Raw genomic sequence first — 15,308 nt, 5'->3', positions numbered from 1 at the left:
GAATCGTAGTTTTATGATTACTTTTGCACCGTTTAATAGTTTAAATATTTATGAGTGCAATAATATTAGGAATTGAATCTTCCTGTGACGATACGTCGGCAGCCGTAATCAAGGATGGTTATTTGCTGTCAAATGTGGTATCAAGCCAAGCCGTACATGAAGCATACGGTGGAGTAGTACCTGAACTAGCTTCGCGGGCACACCAACAAAACATCGTACCGGTAGTGCACGAAGCACTAAAACGTGCCGGTGTCACCAAAGAAGAGTTAAGCGCAGTAGCTTTCACTCGTGGACCAGGATTAATGGGATCTTTGCTTGTTGGAGTCTCCTTTGCAAAAGGATTTGCTCGTTCTTTAAGTATTCCAATGATTGATGTTAATCATCTGACAGGACATGTTTTAGCTCATTTTATTAAAGTCGAAGGAGAAGCAGAAAAACAACCAGTTTTCCCGTTTCTCTGCCTACTGGTATCTGGAGGTAATTCGCAAATCATATTGGTTAAAGCCTACAATGATATGGAGATTCTAGGACAGACTATTGACGATGCCGCAGGTGAAGCAATTGATAAATGTTCTAAGGTGATGGGACTCGGTTATCCGGGCGGACCGATCATTGACAAGCTGGCCCGTCAGGGAAATCCGAAAGCTTTCACATTCAGCAAACCACATATCCCTGGTCTGGATTACAGTTTCAGCGGATTGAAGACTTCTTTTTTATACTCCCTGCGTGACTGGTTAAAAGATGATTCGGATTTTATAGAACACCATAAAATGGATCTTGCAGCATCATTGGAAGCTACTGTGGTAGATATCCTGATGGATAAATTACGGAAAGCTGCCAAAGAATATAAAATTAACGAAATAGCTGTGGCCGGAGGAGTTTCTGCAAATAACGGATTGCGCAATGCCTTCCGGGAACACGCCGGAAAATACAACTGGAATATCTTCATCCCTAAATTCAGTTATACTACTGATAATGCAGCCATGATAGCTATTACCGGATATTTCAAATATTTGGATAAGGACTTTTGTTCTATTGATCTTCCGGCTTATTCTCGTGTAACGTTATGATGGGGTATATCTTACTGTTCCAGGCACGTTACCGAGTTCATTTACATAATTTCCTGCAAAATCCTTGCAGGTTTCAAGAATTCGGACTTCATTTGCTATGGAGTTACGTATATCATTGAAATTTTAATTCAACCAACGAGTATATAGGATTAAAAATAAAAAGTATGTTTGCCGAAATAATAACCATTGGCGATGAGCTACTGATAGGGCAGGTTGTAGACACTAATTCAGCTTGGATAGGGCAGGAATTAAATAAAATAGGCATTGAAGTTCTGCGTATTGTTTCAATTCGCGACCGTGAAAAGGAAATCATGGAAGCGATTGATAATGCGATGGAAAGGGTGAATATTGTTTTAGTAACCGGAGGACTTGGGCCTACTAAAGACGATATCACTAAACAAACTCTATGCAAATACTTTCATACGGAACTGGTTTTCAACAAAGAAGTGTTCGAAAATGTAAAACGGGTACTGGCAGGAAAAATACCGATGAATACACTCAACAAAAGCCAGGCAATGGTTCCGAAAGATTGTACGGTGATAAATAATCCTGTAGGAAGTGCCTCTGTCAGCTGGTTTGAAAGAGATGGAAAGGTACTTGTTTCCATGCCGGGCGTTCCGCAAGAGATGACTGCCGTAATGACAGAAAGCGTATTACCTAAGCTGCACGAGAGGTTTCAAATGGATGTGATTATGCATCAAACATTTCTCGTACAACACTATCCGGAATCTGTATTGGCAGAAAAACTGGAAGAATGGGAGAGTGCTCTGCCAGAATGTATTAAACTGGCATATTTGCCTAAACCAGGTGTTATTCGTCTTAGACTGACAGGGCGCGGACAAAACAAGGAAGAAGTAAAAGTTATTCTTGAACGTGAAAAGGTAAAATTAAAGAAAATACTTGATGAAAACATTTTCAGTGAAGAAGATACGGCATTGGAGGTTATAGTCGGTGAACTTTTAAAAAAGAAGAAATTAACCGTTTCCACCGCAGAAAGTTGTACCGGAGGCAGTATTGCCGCACGTTTGACTTCTATTGCCGGTAGTTCTGAATATTTTAACGGAAGCGTAGTGGCCTATTCTAATGAAGTAAAAATGGAACTTTTACACGTTTCCTCCGAAACATTGGAGCAACACGGAGCCGTCAGCGAAGAAACAGTGATTGAAATGGTAAAAGGTGCGATGAAAGCGTTAAAAACCGATTGCGCCATTGCTACTTCAGGGATAGCAGGTCCCGGAGGTGGTACTCCTGAGAAACCGGTGGGAACTGTTTGGATAGCTGCCGGTTATAAAAACCAAATTCGCACTTACAAACAGGAAACGAACCGCGGAAGAAGTATGAATATCGAAAGAGCGGGCAATAACGTACTATTGATGCTACGAGATTTACTCAAATAAAGAAAAATAGGTGCCTAGAAGTGAATTATTTTAAGAATTTCTTGTTTTATACGGATAAAAGTGCTTACTTTGCGTCCTGTTTGAAATAAGCATAGATATAAAACTATAAAAATAAGATAGAAATGTCGAAGATTTGTCAAATTACCGGAAAGAAAGCCATGATTGGCAACAATGTTTCACATTCAAAGAGAAGAACTAAAAGAACCTTTGATTTGAACTTGTTTAACAAGAAGTTCTACTATGTAGAACAAGATTGTTGGATCAGCCTTAGCATTTGCGCTAACGGGTTGCGTATTATCAACAAAAAAGGACTGGATGCTGCGCTGACTGAAGCAGTAGCTAAAGGTTATTGTGATTGGAAAAGCATTAAAGTAATCGGCTAAACGTAGAGGAGAAAACTTACAATGGCAAAGAAAGCAAAAGGTAACAGAGTACAAGTGATTCTGGAATGTACAGAACACAAGGACAGTGGAATGCCGGGAACATCTCGTTATATCACAACTAAGAACAGAAAGAATACTACAGAGAGACTTGAGTTGAAAAAATACAACCCGATTCTAAAGAGAGTAACAGTACACAAAGAAATTAAATAATAAAGTAGTATAACCCCATGGCAAAGAAAACAGTAGCAAGTTTGCACGAAGGTTCTAAAGAAGGTCGTGCTTATACCAAGGTTATCAAAATGGTAAAATCTCCGAAAACCGGAGCATACGTTTTTGATGAACAAATGGTTCCAAACGAAAAAGTGCAAGACTTTTTCAAAAAATAATCGAAATAGCATATACGCTATAACTGCAAAATCCTCTCATTAGCGAACAATGAGGGGATTTTTTATTGCTTCTTTTTTACTTTTCCAATCCTTTGTTATATCTTTGTAGCAAATGTACTATACAAATAAGTGTAAATATGGGATTTTTTAGTTTTTTTTCAAAGGAGAAGAAGGAAACTTTAGATAAAGGATTATCTAAAACCAAAGAGGGCGTGTTCAGTAAAATAGCTCGTGCCGTGGCTGGCAAATCAAAAGTTGACGATGAAGTATTAGATAATCTGGAAGAAGTGCTGATCACATCTGATGTAGGTGTAGAAACAACTTTAAATATTATCAAGCGTATCGAAAAACGTGCTGCAGCAGATAAGTACGTAAATACTCAGGAATTGAATCTTATATTACGTGACGAAATAGCAGCTCTACTCACTGAAAACAATTCGGATGATGTAACTGATTTTGACATACCTAGCACAAAGAAACCTTATGTCATCATGGTTGTGGGAGTAAATGGGGTAGGTAAAACAACAACCATTGGTAAGCTGGCTTATCAATTCAAGAAAGCTGGTAAATCCGTTTATTTGGGAGCCGCTGATACTTTCCGTGCTGCAGCTGTGGAACAGTTAATGATTTGGGGAGAACGGGTAGGAGTTCCCGTGGTCAAACAGAAAATGGGAGCGGATCCGGCATCTGTAGCGTACGATACTATTAGTTCTGCCGTTGCCAATAACGCGGATGTGGTTATTATTGATACAGCCGGTCGTTTGCACAATAAGGTAGGCCTAATGAACGAGTTGACCAAAATTAAGAATGTGATGAAAAAGGTGGTATCTGATGCACCGGATGAAGTTTTACTGGTATTGGACGGTTCCACCGGACAAAATGCATTTGAACAAGCCAAGCAATTTACTTTGGCAACAGAAGTTACCGCTATGGCCATCACTAAGCTTGATGGAACCGCTAAAGGTGGTGTTGTGATCGGAATTTCTGACCAATTCAAAATCCCTGTTAAATATATTGGACTAGGTGAAGGTATGGAAGATCTACAAGTATTCCGTAAAAATGAATTCGTTGATTCCTTGTTTGGAGAAAATGCATGAAAAGAAAGACAATAGATATTATTACCTTAGGATGTTCTAAGAATTTGGTTGACTCCGAGCAGCTAATGCGCCAATTAAAGGAAGTCGGATACAACGTAACTCATGACACGGAAAATCCGCAAGGAGAAATTGCGGTAATCAATACATGTGGTTTTATTGGTGATGCCAAAGAGGAATCCATAAATATGATTCTGGAATTCGCTGAAAGAAAAGAAGAGGGAGATTTAAAGAAACTTTTTGTGATGGGGTGTCTGTCCGAACGTTATCTCAAGGAATTAGCTGTTGAGATACCACAGGTAGATAAATTTTATGGAAAGTTTAATTGGAAGGAGCTTTTACAGGATTTAGGAAAGGTTTATCATAATGAATTGTATATCGAGCGGACATTGACAACTCCCCAGCATTATGCTTACCTGAAAATTTCAGAAGGGTGCGATCGTAAATGTTCTTATTGTGCTATCCCCATTATTACGGGACGCCATATTTCCAAACCAATGGAAGAAATTCTGGACGAAGTGCGATACTTGGTATCACAAGGCGTAAAAGAATTTCAGGTGATTGCACAAGAATTGACTTATTATGGTGTTGATCGGTACAAGAAGCAAATGCTTCCGGAATTGATTGAACGTATTTCCGATATACCTGGAGTAGAATGGATTCGCTTGCATTATGCCTATCCTGCGCATTTCCCAACAGATTTATTCCGGGTTATGCGGGAACGAGACAATGTATGCAAATATATGGACATTGCCCTTCAGCACATTAGTGACAATATGTTGAAATTAATGCGCCGACAAGTGAGCAAAAAGGATACTTACCAGTTGATCAAACAATTTCGTAAAGAAGTGCCAGGCATTCACTTGAGGACGACTTTAATGGTAGGACATCCCGGAGAAACAGAGGACGACTTCGAGGAACTCAAAGAATTTGTACGTAAAGTACGTTTTGATCGAATGGGCGCTTTCGCATATTCCGAAGAAGAAGGGACTTATGCAGCAGAAACATACGAAGACTCTATCCCACAGGAGGTTAAACAAGCCCGACTTGATGAATTGATGAATATTCAACAAGGTATTTCGGCAGAGCTAAGTGCGGAAAAGATAGGTAGGCAGATGAAAGTTATCATCGATCGTCTGGAAGGGGGATATTATATCGGACGGACAGAATTTGATTCACCGGAAGTAGATCCGGAAGTCTTAATTGATCGTTCAGAGAGAGAACTTAAGATCGGGCAGTTTTATCAGGCAGAAGTGGAAAATGCGGATGATTTTGATTTATATGCAAAGATTATAAATGACTATGAACAATAAGGAATTTACATCCGAACTAGCGGAAAGATTGGGATATACAATCAAAGATACTGCCGAATTGATGGGTTCTTTGTTATTTAGTATGACACAAGAATTGGAAGAAGGCAATGTGATTGTAATTCAAGGATTCGGTTCTTTTGAAGTAAAAAAGAAAGCGGAACGAATTTCAATCAATCCGGTAAGTAAACAGCGTATGCTGGTGCCACCTAAATTGGTACTATCTTATAGACCCAGCAATACATTGAAAGATAAGTTTAAATAAATATTTCCCGTTATGAATGAAAGACTGACAATTCAAGACCTTACTGACTTATTGGCTGCCAAACATAGCATGACCCAGAAAGATGCCGAAGCGTTTGTCAAAGAGTTTTTCCTCTTGATAGAACAAGCTTTGGAGAATGAGAAGACTGTAAAAATCAAGGGATTGGGAACTTTCAAACTTATTGATGTAGATAGCCGGGAAAGTGTCAAAGTCAACACTGGAGAACGTTTTCAGATAAAAGGACATACGAAAGTCTCATTTTCTCCGGATACAAATCTAAGGGATACTATAAATAAACCTTTTGCTCACTTTGAAACTGTTGTATTGAATGAAAATACAATTCTGGAAGATACTCCGATAGAAGAGACAGAGGAAGAAGAAGAAACAGGAGAGGAAGCATCAGGACAGGTAGTTTTGAATGAGATGAATGATGATTTTGGAACTACTGTGATAGAAGAAGGTACTGATGATGATCTTTCAAAAGAAGAGTTTAGTCAGGAAGAGCAAATAGCCAGTCAACTGTCTGTAGAAGAATCCTTTGAAGCATCAGCCACTGCAGAGGATATATCTGTAATGGTACAAGAATCAATTGATCATACATCTCCTGAAGAGTTCGAAGAGTCCATTACAAAACCCGACATTGAAGAAAGGGTAGAACAGCTGGAAGACGAAGAGGTCTTGAAGAAGGAAGTGACAATCGTTGAGCAGCAACCAGCACCTATAAAAGAAAAAAAAGAAGAGATCACTGCCGAAAAGATTATAGAACAAGAGCCCTTAAAAGCAAATCTGCGACCTGTGGTCTCTATTCCTCCTGTTGAAAAAGAAATGATTAAACCAGTCCAATTGGAACAGGAATTTCAACCGGTTTCTAAAAAAGCAACTCCTCTAGTAAAGGAAAAATCTCCTGTACCTTATTTAATAGCTGTTATTATAATCGTTTTGTTATTATGTGGAGGGGTTATTCTATTTATTTATTATCCGGATTTATTTTCCTCTTCATCTGACAAGAGTGCACTGGATATGCTGCCGGTGACCACTCAACCCGTCCAACCGGAAACACAGCTTTCTGATACGATTGAACGCAAAGATACCATAAAAGAAATAACTCCTGATGCATCCGAGATCGCTACCACAACACAACCGGTTGTCCCAAAAGAAGAAACTGTTCCTGTCAAAACAGAGTCTCAAACAAATTCACAGCAATCTGATGCTTCTGCCTATCTGGATTCAACATCTTATAAGATTACGGGAACCAAGACGAAATACACAATCAAAGAAGGAGAAACCTTAACTAGGATTTCCTTACATTTTTATGGTACAAAAGCGATGTGGCCATACATAGTGAAGCATAATCCGAAGATAATTAAGAACCCAAACAATGTACCGTATGGCACAACAATTGAAATACCGGAACTTACAAAAGAATAAGTAGTTATGATTCATTCGCCCGACCCTGTAAATCCTGTATGGGCCGGGTGAAATGTTATGGATGTACAAAAGCGTATGAAAGTACCTTAATCTAAAGATTTCGCATTGTTTTTTAATAAAAATTAGTTGCAATCGTTAATTATATGGCGTACTTTTGGGGCAAAATAAAAAGCCTTAGATACAGGTAAGGCTTACATAAAATTAATGGGATTTAAATAATAAAATATTAAGTATTTATGGCTGAATCAATTGATATCCGCGAGCTAAATGAGCGGATTGAAAGACAAAGTGCTTTCGTTACCAATCTTACGACAGGTATGGACCAAATCATTGTTGGTCAGAAACATTTGATTGAATCACTACTTATCGGATTACTTTCCAATGGCCACGTCCTTCTGGAAGGTGTACCTGGTTTGGCGAAAACTTTGGCTATTAAAACACTTGCTTCTCTGATTGATGCGAAATATAGTCGTATCCAGTTTACGCCAGATTTATTGCCTGCAGACGTTATCGGTACAATGGTTTACAGTCAGAAAGATGAATCTTTTAAAGTGCAGCGAGGACCAGTTTTCGCAAACTTTGTGTTAGCTGATGAAATTAACCGTGCTCCTGCAAAAGTACAAAGTGCTTTGCTGGAAGCCATGCAGGAACGTCAGGTTACGATTGGCAAAGAAACATTCAAATTACCAGAGCCTTTCCTTGTATTGGCCACTCAAAACCCTATCGAACAGGAAGGAACTTACCCGCTTCCTGAAGCACAGGTTGACCGTTTTATGCTGAAAGTTGTTATTGATTATCCGAAATTGGAAGAGGAAAAATTGATTATCCGCCAGAATATCAATGGTGAGAAGTTCAATGTGAAACCTATTTTAAGAGCGGATGAAATTATTGAAGCACGTAAGGTTGTTCGTCAAGTCTATCTGGATGAGAAGATCGAGCGTTATATTGTAGATATCGTATTTGCAACTCGCTTCCCTGAAAAATATGATCTTAAAGAACTGAAGGATATGATCGGATTCGGAGGCTCACCTCGTGCGTCTATCAATCTGGCTTTAGCTGCTCGCACGTATGCATTTATCAAACGTCGTGGTTACGTTATTCCGGAAGATGTACGTGCTGTAGCACATGATGTTCTTCGTCACCGTATTGGATTAACATATGAAGCTGAAGCTAACAACATGACTTCGGACGAAATCATCAGTAAAATTTTGAATAAGGTTGAAGTGCCCTAATTTGTAGTTATAATACAGTCAATAAGTAGTCGTAAGTAACTATACATGACTACTTAACTACTTACTAATTAACTACTGTATAAATGGAAACAAGTGAAATACTAAAAAAAGTCCGCCAGATTGAAATAAAGACACGAGGATTGTCCAACAATATCTTTGCAGGCCAATATCATTCGGCTTTCAAAGGTAGAGGTATGTCATTTTCAGAGGTTCGTGAATATCAATTTGGTGATGATATACGTGACATAGACTGGAATGTGACTGCACGCTTCAATAAGCCTTATGTGAAAGTATTTGAAGAAGAACGTGAGTTGACAGTTATGTTGATGGTTGATGTTTCCGGAAGTTTGGAATTTGGTACGATCAAGCAGTTAAAGAAAGATATGGTGACAGAAATTGCTGCTACTCTTGCTTTCTCTGCGATTCAGAATAATGATAAAATAGGTGTGATTTTCTTTTCAGATCGGATAGAAAAGTTTATTCCTCCCAAGAAAGGGCGTAAACATATCTTATATATTATCCGCGAATTGATTGATTTCCAACCGCAAAGTCGTCGTACAAATATTCGTCTTGCTTTAGAATATTTGACAAACGTAATGAAAAGACGTTGCACTGCATTTATTTTATCAGATTTTATTGATCAGGAAAATTTTAAGAATGTACTAACTATTGCTAATAGGAAACATGATGTAGTAGCATTACAAGTCTACGACAGGAGAGTTAGCGATCTTCCTCCAGTAGGACTGATACGGATCAAAGATGCAGAAACTGGGCATGAACAATGGATCGACACTTCTTCCAAAGCTGTACGCCGGGCACATCGCGACTGGTGGATACAAAAGCAAACTGAACTGAGCGATACTTTTACAAAAAGCAACGTGGATGCTGTATCCGTCAGAACCGATCAGGATTACGTAAAGGCACTGTTGAATTTATTTGCCAAACGAAATTAATGGAATCAAAGATGAATAGAAATATTATTCTGATAGCATTATTAGGTCTATTGTTTGTCAGCAAAGCAGTAGCGCAATCTGTTACAGTAGAAGCAAAAATTGATTCATTGCAGATACTGATCGGTGAACAGGCGAAAGTGCAATTGCAAGTAGCTATGGATGCCCAACAGCGTGCTATTTTTCCTGCTTACACTGATACGTTGGTAAAAGGTGTGGAAATTATAGAAACAGTCAAACCTGATACTCAATTCCTGAATGATCGCCAGCGAATGGTGATTACGCAGGAGTACATTATCACTTCTTTTGACTCTGCGCTATATTATCTGCCGCCAATGCCGGTTACCGTAGATGGTAAAGTGTATAGCTCCAAAGCTCTGGCATTAAAAGTATATTCAATGCCAGTTGACACCTTACATCCGGACCAGTTCTTCGGACAAAAAACTGTGATGAAAGCTCCTTTCGCATGGGAAGACTGGTATGGATTGATTGCTTGTTCATTTTTGGCCTTACCTCTGCTTGGTTTGTTGATTTATCTAATTGTTCGCATACGTGATAATAAACCTATTATCCGTAAAATTAAAGTTGAACCTAAATTGCCGCCACATCAGGTTGCAATGAAAGAGATAGAACGTATCAAAACAGAGAAAGTATGGCAAAAAGGACAATCGAAGGAGTATTACACCGAACTAACCGACGCTATTCGTACATATATTAAGGATCGTTTCGGATTTAATGCATTGGAAATGACTTCTTCTGAAATAGTCGAGCAGTTACTGGAAATGAATGATAAAGAGGCTATATCAGACCTAAAACTGTTGTTTCAGACTGCTGATTTAGTAAAGTTCGCCAAGCATAATCCTCAGATGAATGAAAACGATGCCAATTTGATTAATGCGATTGATTTCATCAATGAGACTAAACAGCCGGAAGAGGAGAATCAGAAACCGCAACCAACGGAAATCACTATTATTGAAAAACGTTCTTTACGTGTTAAAGCTATGCTGATTTGTGGAATTGCATTGTTATCAGCAGCATTGATCGGTACCTTTATATATATAGGTCTACAATTATACAATCTTTTTATATAAGGGATGTATAGCTTAATACTAAATAGTAAACTGTTAAATCATAAATAAAATGGTTTTTGCCAATATTGAATACCTGTTTTTGCTATTATTACTTATACCGTATATTGTATGGTATATCCTGAAGCAAAAGAAAAGTGAAGCAACTCTTCAAATTTCAGATGCCCGGGTATATGCACATACACCTAAAAGTTATAAAAATTATTTGTTGCATGTCCCATTTCTATTACGCTGCCTTGCTTTAGTATTGGTTATTTTAGTTCTTGCACGTCCGCAAACTACTAATAAGTGGCAGAACAGTGAAATAGAAGGAATTGATATTATGCTGGCCATCGACGTTTCTACCAGTATGCTGGCTGAAGACTTGAAGCCGAACAGGCTGGAAGCTGCTAAAGATGTAGCTGCAGAGTTTATCAATGGACGTCCCAATGATAATATCGGTATTACATTATTTGCAGGAGAAACTTTCACCCAATGTCCGTTGACCGTAGACCATGCTGTATTGTTAGATATGATACATAATATCAAATGTGGTCTTATTACTGACGGTACTGCTGTCGGTATGGGTATTGCAAATGCCGTAACCCGCTTAAAAGATAGCAAAGCGAAATCCAAAGTTATTATCCTGTTGACGGATGGTACTAATAATAAGGGAGATATTTCTCCAATGACAGCGGCAGAAATAGCAAAAAGTTTTGGTATTCGTGTATATACCATCGGAGTAGGTACCAACGGCATGGCTCCTTATCCTTATCCAGTCGGAAATACGGTGCAATATGTAAGTGTGCCGGTAGAAATTGATGAAAAGACATTGACAGAGATTGCCGGAACGACAGATGGTAACTATTTCCGGGCTACGAGCAACTCGAAGCTTAAAGAAGTATATGAAGAAATTGATAAACTGGAAAAGACGAAACTGAATGTAAAAGAGTATAGTAAACGAGATGAAGAATATCATTGGTTTGCTTTAGCAGCTTTCCTCTGCGTCTTGTTGGAAGTACTATTACGTAATTCGGTACTCAAGAAAATTCCATAAGGATGTTTGTCAATTGTTATTTGCCAATCATAAAATAGTAAGAAGATGTTTCGATTTGGAGAACCTACATATTTATATTTGTTGCTGCTATTACCTTTTTTAGCAGCTTTCTACTTGTATTCCAATTACAAGAGGAGAAAGAATATCCGACGTTTCGGAGATCCGACTTTGTTGGCTCAGTTAATGCCTGACGTATCCAAATATCGTCCAGATGTAAAATTCTGGATTATTTTTGTTGCCATTGGTTTGTTCTCCGTATTACTGGCACGTCCTCAATTCGGTTCAAAACTGGAAACAGTTAAACGTAAGGGAGTAGAGGTAATTATTGCTTTGGACATTTCAAACTCTATGTTAGCGCAGGATGTACAGCCTAGCCGTTTGGAAAAAGCAAAAAGATTAATATCCAGGTTAGTAGATGAGCTTGATAATGATAAGGTAGGTATGATTGTATTTGCTGGTGACGCTTTTACTCAGCTTCCCATTACAAGTGACTATATTTCCGCTAAGATGTTCTTAGAATCCATTAGTCCTTCGTTGATATCTAAACAGGGGACAGCCATTGGGGAAGCAATCAATTTAGCAGCTCGTAGTTTCACTCCGCAAGAAGGAGTGGGACGTGCCATTATTGTTATTACTGACGGTGAAAATCATGAGGGTGGTGCGGTGGAAGCCGCTAAAGCTGCGGCAGAAAAAGGTATTCAGGTAAGTGTATTGGGAGTAGGTATGCCTGATGGCGCTCCAATACCGATGGAAGGAACGAATGATTACCGTCGCGACCGGGAAGGCAATGTGATCGTTACCCGTTTGAATGAAGCTATGTGTCAGGAAATTGCAAAAGAAGGAAAAGGTATATATGTACGAGTAGATAACTCCAATTCAGCCCAAAAAGCCATCAATCAAGAAGTGAATAAAATGGCGAAGTCTGATGTAGAGTCGAAAGTATATACGGAGTTTAACGAACAATTCCAGGCTGTTGCATGGGTTATTCTATTATTGTTATTGGCAGAGATCTTAATTCTGGATCGCAAAAATCCTTTATTTAAGAACATTCACCTGTTTTCTAATAAGAAATAGTTATCGTATGTCAAAAAGTAAATATATTCTATTCGCTGTATTTCTGTTAGCGGCAGCCGGTGTATCGGCTCAGAAAGCAGAACGCGACTATATCCGTAAAGGAAACCGTCTGTTTAATGATAGTGTATTTGTTGATGCAGAGGTGAATTACCGGAAGGCCTTGGAAGCCAATCCTAAGTCTACGGTATCCATGTATAATCTGGGAAATACCCTTTCGCAACAGCAAAAGTTTCAGGATGCTATGGAACAATATGTATCGGCCAGCAAAATAGAAAAAGATAAAATGAAACTTGCCCATATTTACCACAATATGGGAGTAATTTTCCAAGCTGGTAAAGATTATGCCAAAGCTGTAGATGCATATAAAATGTCACTACGTAATAATCCTACCGATCATGAAACCCGCTACAATTTGGCTCTTGCACAGAAAATGCTGAAAGATCAACAAAACCAGCAGAATCAAGATCAAAATCAGGATCAAAACAAAGATCAACAAAAGCAAGATCAGAAGCAGGACCAGAATAAAGATAAACAGAAGGATCAGAAACAAGATGAGAAGAAAGATCAGCAGCAACCACCGAAATCTGAAAAGAAACAAGACAATCAGATGTCAAAGGAGAATGCTGAACAATTACTAAATTCTGTCATGCAGGACGAAAAAGATGTACAGGATAAGGTGAAGAAGCAACAAAAAGTTATGCAAGGCGGTCGTTTGGAAAAAGATTGGTAATATAAAGTTGATGATATAAATTTCATAAGCAATGAAAAAACTGATTATTATATTGATGGCATTGATAGCATATAGCACTCATGTGTTTGCTGATAAGGTGTCTTTTACTGCTTCTGCTCCTGATGTAGTGGTAGTAGGCGACCAATTCAGGCTGTCGTATACTGTAACGACACAAAAAGTGAAAGATTTTCGGGCACCATCAATCAAAGGTTTTGATGTGTTGATGGGACCCAGTCGTTCACAACAAAGTAGTACTCAAATAGTGAATGGTAGTGTTACATCTACTAGTAGTATTACATTTACATACATATTAATGACTAATAATGCCGGAGAATACACAATACCCGGAGCCTCCATTGTTGCCGATGGTGACCAAATGGTATCAAACTCTGTAAAGATTAAGGTATTGCCACAAGATCAAGGTGGCAATAACGGGCAAAATAATAGTAATAGTGGTGGTTCTATACATTCTTCATCTGGCATAAGTGTCTCTAACCAAGACCTTTTTATTATGGCAAGTGCCAGTAAAACGAATGTGTATGAGCAGGAAGCATTTGTCCTGACCTATAAAATATACACCAGAGAATCCAACTTACAACTTAATAATGCGAAATTGCCCGACTTTAAAGGTTTTCATTCTCAAGAAATAGAAATGACAACCCATGCCAGATGGACTCCGGAGCATTATCATGGACGTAATTACTATACAACTGTCTATCGCCAGTTTGTTCTCTTCCCGCAACAATCGGGAAAATTATATATTGATCCGGCACAGTTTCAGATGACAGTCGGAAAAGCAGTGCAATCAGATGATCCTTTTGACGCCTTCTTCAATGGAGGAAGTAATGTCATTGAAATTAAAAAAAATATTTCCACTCCTAAGATAGCAATAAATGTCAATCCGCTTCCTTCGAGTAAACCAGCAGATTTCTCAGGTGGAGTGGGAGAGTTCAACATATCTTCTTCTATCAACAGTAAAGAACTGAAAACCAATGATGCTATTACGATTAAACTAGTAATATCCGGTACAGGTAACCTGAAATTGATTTCTCATCCGGAAATTAAATTCCCGGATGATTTTGAAGTATACGACCCCAAAGTAGACAATCAAGTCAGACTAACCCGGGAAGGACTCACGGGCAATAAGGTTATTGAATATCTGGCAATTCCAAGACATGCCGGAACATATAAGATTCCGGGAGTATCTTTCAGCTATTTTGATATTCGATCCAAGTCTTACAAAACATTGAAAACAGAAGATTATGTAATAAATGTTGAGAAAGGTACAGGTAATGCGGATCAAGTAATTGCTAACTTCACGAATAAAGAGGACTTGAAAGTATTAGGTGAAGACATCCGTTATATCAAACAGAATGAAGTGACTCTCCAACCTAAAGGAAATTTCTTTTATGGTTCAATGACATATTGGTTGTTTTATATCATTCCGGCTCTTGCCTTTATTATTTTCTTCATTATTTATCGTAAACAAGCTGCTGAAAATGCAAATGTTGCTAAAAAGCGTACGAAGAAAGCAAATAAAGTGGCAACGAAGCGTATGAAGTTTGCAGGAAAATTGCTCTCCGAAAATAAGAAAGATGCTTTCTATGATGAGGTATTAAAGGCATTATGGGGATATATAAGCGATAAACTGAATATTCCGGTATCTCGTTTATCCAAAGATAATATTGAAGAGAAACTAAGAAATCACGGAGTGAATGAGGAACTGATCAAAGAATTCCTGAATGCATTGAATGATTGTGAATTTGCTCGGTTTGCTCCAGGTGATGAGAATCAAGCCATGGATAAAGTTTATTCTTCTTCAATAGAAGTAATAAGCAAAATGGAGAATTCAATAAAACATTAAC

16 protein-coding genes are annotated in these 15,308 nt (G+C 38.4%); all 16 read left to right on the top strand.

Annotated features, from left to right (window positions below; genetic code table 11):
- Positions 1-50: 50 nt before the first annotated feature.
- The 16 genes from tsaD to AB9N12_RS17330 all read left to right on the top strand — a co-directional run bounded on the left by tsaD (position 51) and on the right by AB9N12_RS17330 (position 15,307).
- The gene (gene tsaD, locus AB9N12_RS17405; protein ID WP_369893387.1) at positions 51-1,070 is read left to right on the top strand and encodes a tRNA (adenosine(37)-N6)-threonylcarbamoyltransferase complex transferase subunit TsaD; all 1,020 of its coding nucleotides are present in this window, start codon (positions 51-53) and stop codon (positions 1,068-1,070) included.
- 164 nt (positions 1,071-1,234) lie between these two features.
- Positions 1,235-2,467, top strand: a complete 1,233-nt coding sequence (locus tag AB9N12_RS17400; protein ID WP_369893386.1) for a competence/damage-inducible protein A — start codon at positions 1,235-1,237, stop codon at positions 2,465-2,467.
- 122 nt (positions 2,468-2,589) lie between these two features.
- Entirely contained in the window at positions 2,590-2,850 is a 261-nt protein-coding gene (gene rpmB / locus AB9N12_RS17395) for a 50S ribosomal protein L28 (RefSeq protein WP_004295983.1), read from the top strand.
- A gap of 21 nt (positions 2,851-2,871) precedes the next feature.
- On the top strand, positions 2,872-3,060 hold the full coding sequence (gene rpmG, locus AB9N12_RS17390; RefSeq protein WP_002560155.1) for a 50S ribosomal protein L33: 189 nt from the start codon (positions 2,872-2,874) through the stop codon (positions 3,058-3,060).
- Between the two features lie 17 nt (positions 3,061-3,077).
- Positions 3,078-3,236, top strand: a complete 159-nt coding sequence (locus tag AB9N12_RS17385) for a DUF4295 domain-containing protein (RefSeq protein WP_004295982.1) — start codon at positions 3,078-3,080, stop codon at positions 3,234-3,236.
- Positions 3,237-3,373: 137 nt separating this feature from the next.
- Positions 3,374-4,333, top strand: coding sequence for a signal recognition particle-docking protein FtsY (gene ftsY, locus AB9N12_RS17380; RefSeq protein ID WP_369893385.1), 960 nt, complete (start codon positions 3,374-3,376; stop codon positions 4,331-4,333).
- On the top strand, positions 4,330-5,643 hold the full coding sequence (gene rimO / locus AB9N12_RS17375; RefSeq protein WP_369893384.1) for a 30S ribosomal protein S12 methylthiotransferase RimO: 1,314 nt from the start codon (positions 4,330-4,332) through the stop codon (positions 5,641-5,643). Before ftsY ends, rimO begins: the two co-directional genes overlap by 4 nt.
- Entirely contained in the window at positions 5,633-5,905 is a 273-nt protein-coding gene (locus AB9N12_RS17370) for an HU family DNA-binding protein (RefSeq protein ID WP_369893383.1), read from the top strand. Before rimO ends, AB9N12_RS17370 begins: the two co-directional genes overlap by 11 nt.
- 12 nt (positions 5,906-5,917) lie before the next feature.
- Positions 5,918-7,333, top strand: coding sequence for an HU family DNA-binding protein (locus AB9N12_RS17365; protein ID WP_369893382.1), 1,416 nt, complete (start codon positions 5,918-5,920; stop codon positions 7,331-7,333).
- Between the two features lie 236 nt (positions 7,334-7,569).
- Positions 7,570-8,565, top strand: coding sequence for an AAA family ATPase (locus tag AB9N12_RS17360; protein ID WP_369893381.1), 996 nt, complete (start codon positions 7,570-7,572; stop codon positions 8,563-8,565).
- An 83-nt stretch (positions 8,566-8,648) separates the two neighbouring features.
- Positions 8,649-9,518, top strand: coding sequence for a DUF58 domain-containing protein (locus AB9N12_RS17355; protein ID WP_369893380.1), 870 nt, complete (start codon positions 8,649-8,651; stop codon positions 9,516-9,518).
- A gap of 11 nt (positions 9,519-9,529) precedes the next feature.
- Positions 9,530-10,606, top strand: coding sequence for a hypothetical protein (locus AB9N12_RS17350; protein ID WP_369893379.1), 1,077 nt, complete (start codon positions 9,530-9,532; stop codon positions 10,604-10,606).
- Between the two features lie 49 nt (positions 10,607-10,655).
- Positions 10,656-11,639 carry a VWA domain-containing protein gene (locus AB9N12_RS17345; protein ID WP_369893378.1) on the top strand — a complete coding sequence of 328 codons (984 nt, stop codon included), beginning with the start codon at positions 10,656-10,658 and terminating at the stop codon, positions 11,637-11,639.
- 45 nt (positions 11,640-11,684) lie between these two features.
- Complete coding sequence (locus AB9N12_RS17340; protein ID WP_369893377.1) at positions 11,685-12,713, top strand: VWA domain-containing protein; 1,029 nt, start codon at positions 11,685-11,687, stop codon at positions 12,711-12,713.
- A 7-nt stretch (positions 12,714-12,720) separates the two neighbouring features.
- Positions 12,721-13,443, top strand: coding sequence for a tetratricopeptide repeat protein (locus AB9N12_RS17335; RefSeq protein ID WP_369893376.1), 723 nt, complete (start codon positions 12,721-12,723; stop codon positions 13,441-13,443).
- Between the two features lie 31 nt (positions 13,444-13,474).
- Positions 13,475-15,307 (top strand): BatD family protein, encoded by a 1,833-nt coding sequence (locus tag AB9N12_RS17330; protein WP_369893375.1) that lies wholly within the window; start codon positions 13,475-13,477, stop codon positions 15,305-15,307.
- The last annotated feature ends 1 nt before the right edge of the window (position 15,308 follow it).

The organism is Bacteroides sp. AN502(2024) (genome assembly GCF_041227145.1).
Classification (GTDB): Bacteria; Bacteroidota; Bacteroidia; order Bacteroidales; family Bacteroidaceae; genus Bacteroides.
Note: the sequence above shows the minus strand (reverse complement) of the source record. Positions and strands in the feature narration are given on the sequence as shown.

Excerpts from the sequence above, each read along its gene's own strand:
- AB9N12_RS17345 (WP_369893378.1), top strand. The coding sequence starts at position 10,656 with ATGGTTTTTGCCAATATTGAATACCTGTTTTTGCTATTATTACTTATA.
- AB9N12_RS17355 (WP_369893380.1), top strand. The coding sequence starts at position 8,649 with ATGGAAACAAGTGAAATACTAAAAAAAGTCCGCCAGATTGAAATAAAG.
- rpmG (WP_002560155.1), top strand. The coding sequence starts at position 2,872 with ATGGCAAAGAAAGCAAAAGGTAACAGAGTACAAGTGATTCTGGAATGT.
- ftsY (WP_369893385.1), top strand. The coding sequence starts at position 3,374 with ATGGGATTTTTTAGTTTTTTTTCAAAGGAGAAGAAGGAAACTTTAGAT.
- AB9N12_RS17350 (WP_369893379.1), top strand. The coding sequence starts at position 9,530 with ATGAATAGAAATATTATTCTGATAGCATTATTAGGTCTATTGTTTGTC.
- tsaD (WP_369893387.1), top strand. The coding sequence starts at position 51 with ATGAGTGCAATAATATTAGGAATTGAATCTTCCTGTGACGATACGTCG.
- AB9N12_RS17370 (WP_369893383.1), top strand. The coding sequence starts at position 5,633 with ATGAACAATAAGGAATTTACATCCGAACTAGCGGAAAGATTGGGATAT.
- AB9N12_RS17340 (WP_369893377.1), top strand. The coding sequence starts at position 11,685 with ATGTTTCGATTTGGAGAACCTACATATTTATATTTGTTGCTGCTATTA.
- rimO (WP_369893384.1), top strand. The coding sequence starts at position 4,330 with ATGAAAAGAAAGACAATAGATATTATTACCTTAGGATGTTCTAAGAAT.
- AB9N12_RS17365 (WP_369893382.1), top strand. The coding sequence starts at position 5,918 with ATGAATGAAAGACTGACAATTCAAGACCTTACTGACTTATTGGCTGCC.
- AB9N12_RS17360 (WP_369893381.1), top strand. The coding sequence starts at position 7,570 with ATGGCTGAATCAATTGATATCCGCGAGCTAAATGAGCGGATTGAAAGA.
- rpmB (WP_004295983.1), top strand. The coding sequence starts at position 2,590 with ATGTCGAAGATTTGTCAAATTACCGGAAAGAAAGCCATGATTGGCAAC.
- AB9N12_RS17385 (WP_004295982.1), top strand. The coding sequence starts at position 3,078 with ATGGCAAAGAAAACAGTAGCAAGTTTGCACGAAGGTTCTAAAGAAGGT.
- AB9N12_RS17330 (WP_369893375.1), top strand. The coding sequence starts at position 13,475 with ATGAAAAAACTGATTATTATATTGATGGCATTGATAGCATATAGCACT.
- AB9N12_RS17335 (WP_369893376.1), top strand. The coding sequence starts at position 12,721 with ATGTCAAAAAGTAAATATATTCTATTCGCTGTATTTCTGTTAGCGGCA.
- AB9N12_RS17400 (WP_369893386.1), top strand. The coding sequence starts at position 1,235 with ATGTTTGCCGAAATAATAACCATTGGCGATGAGCTACTGATAGGGCAG.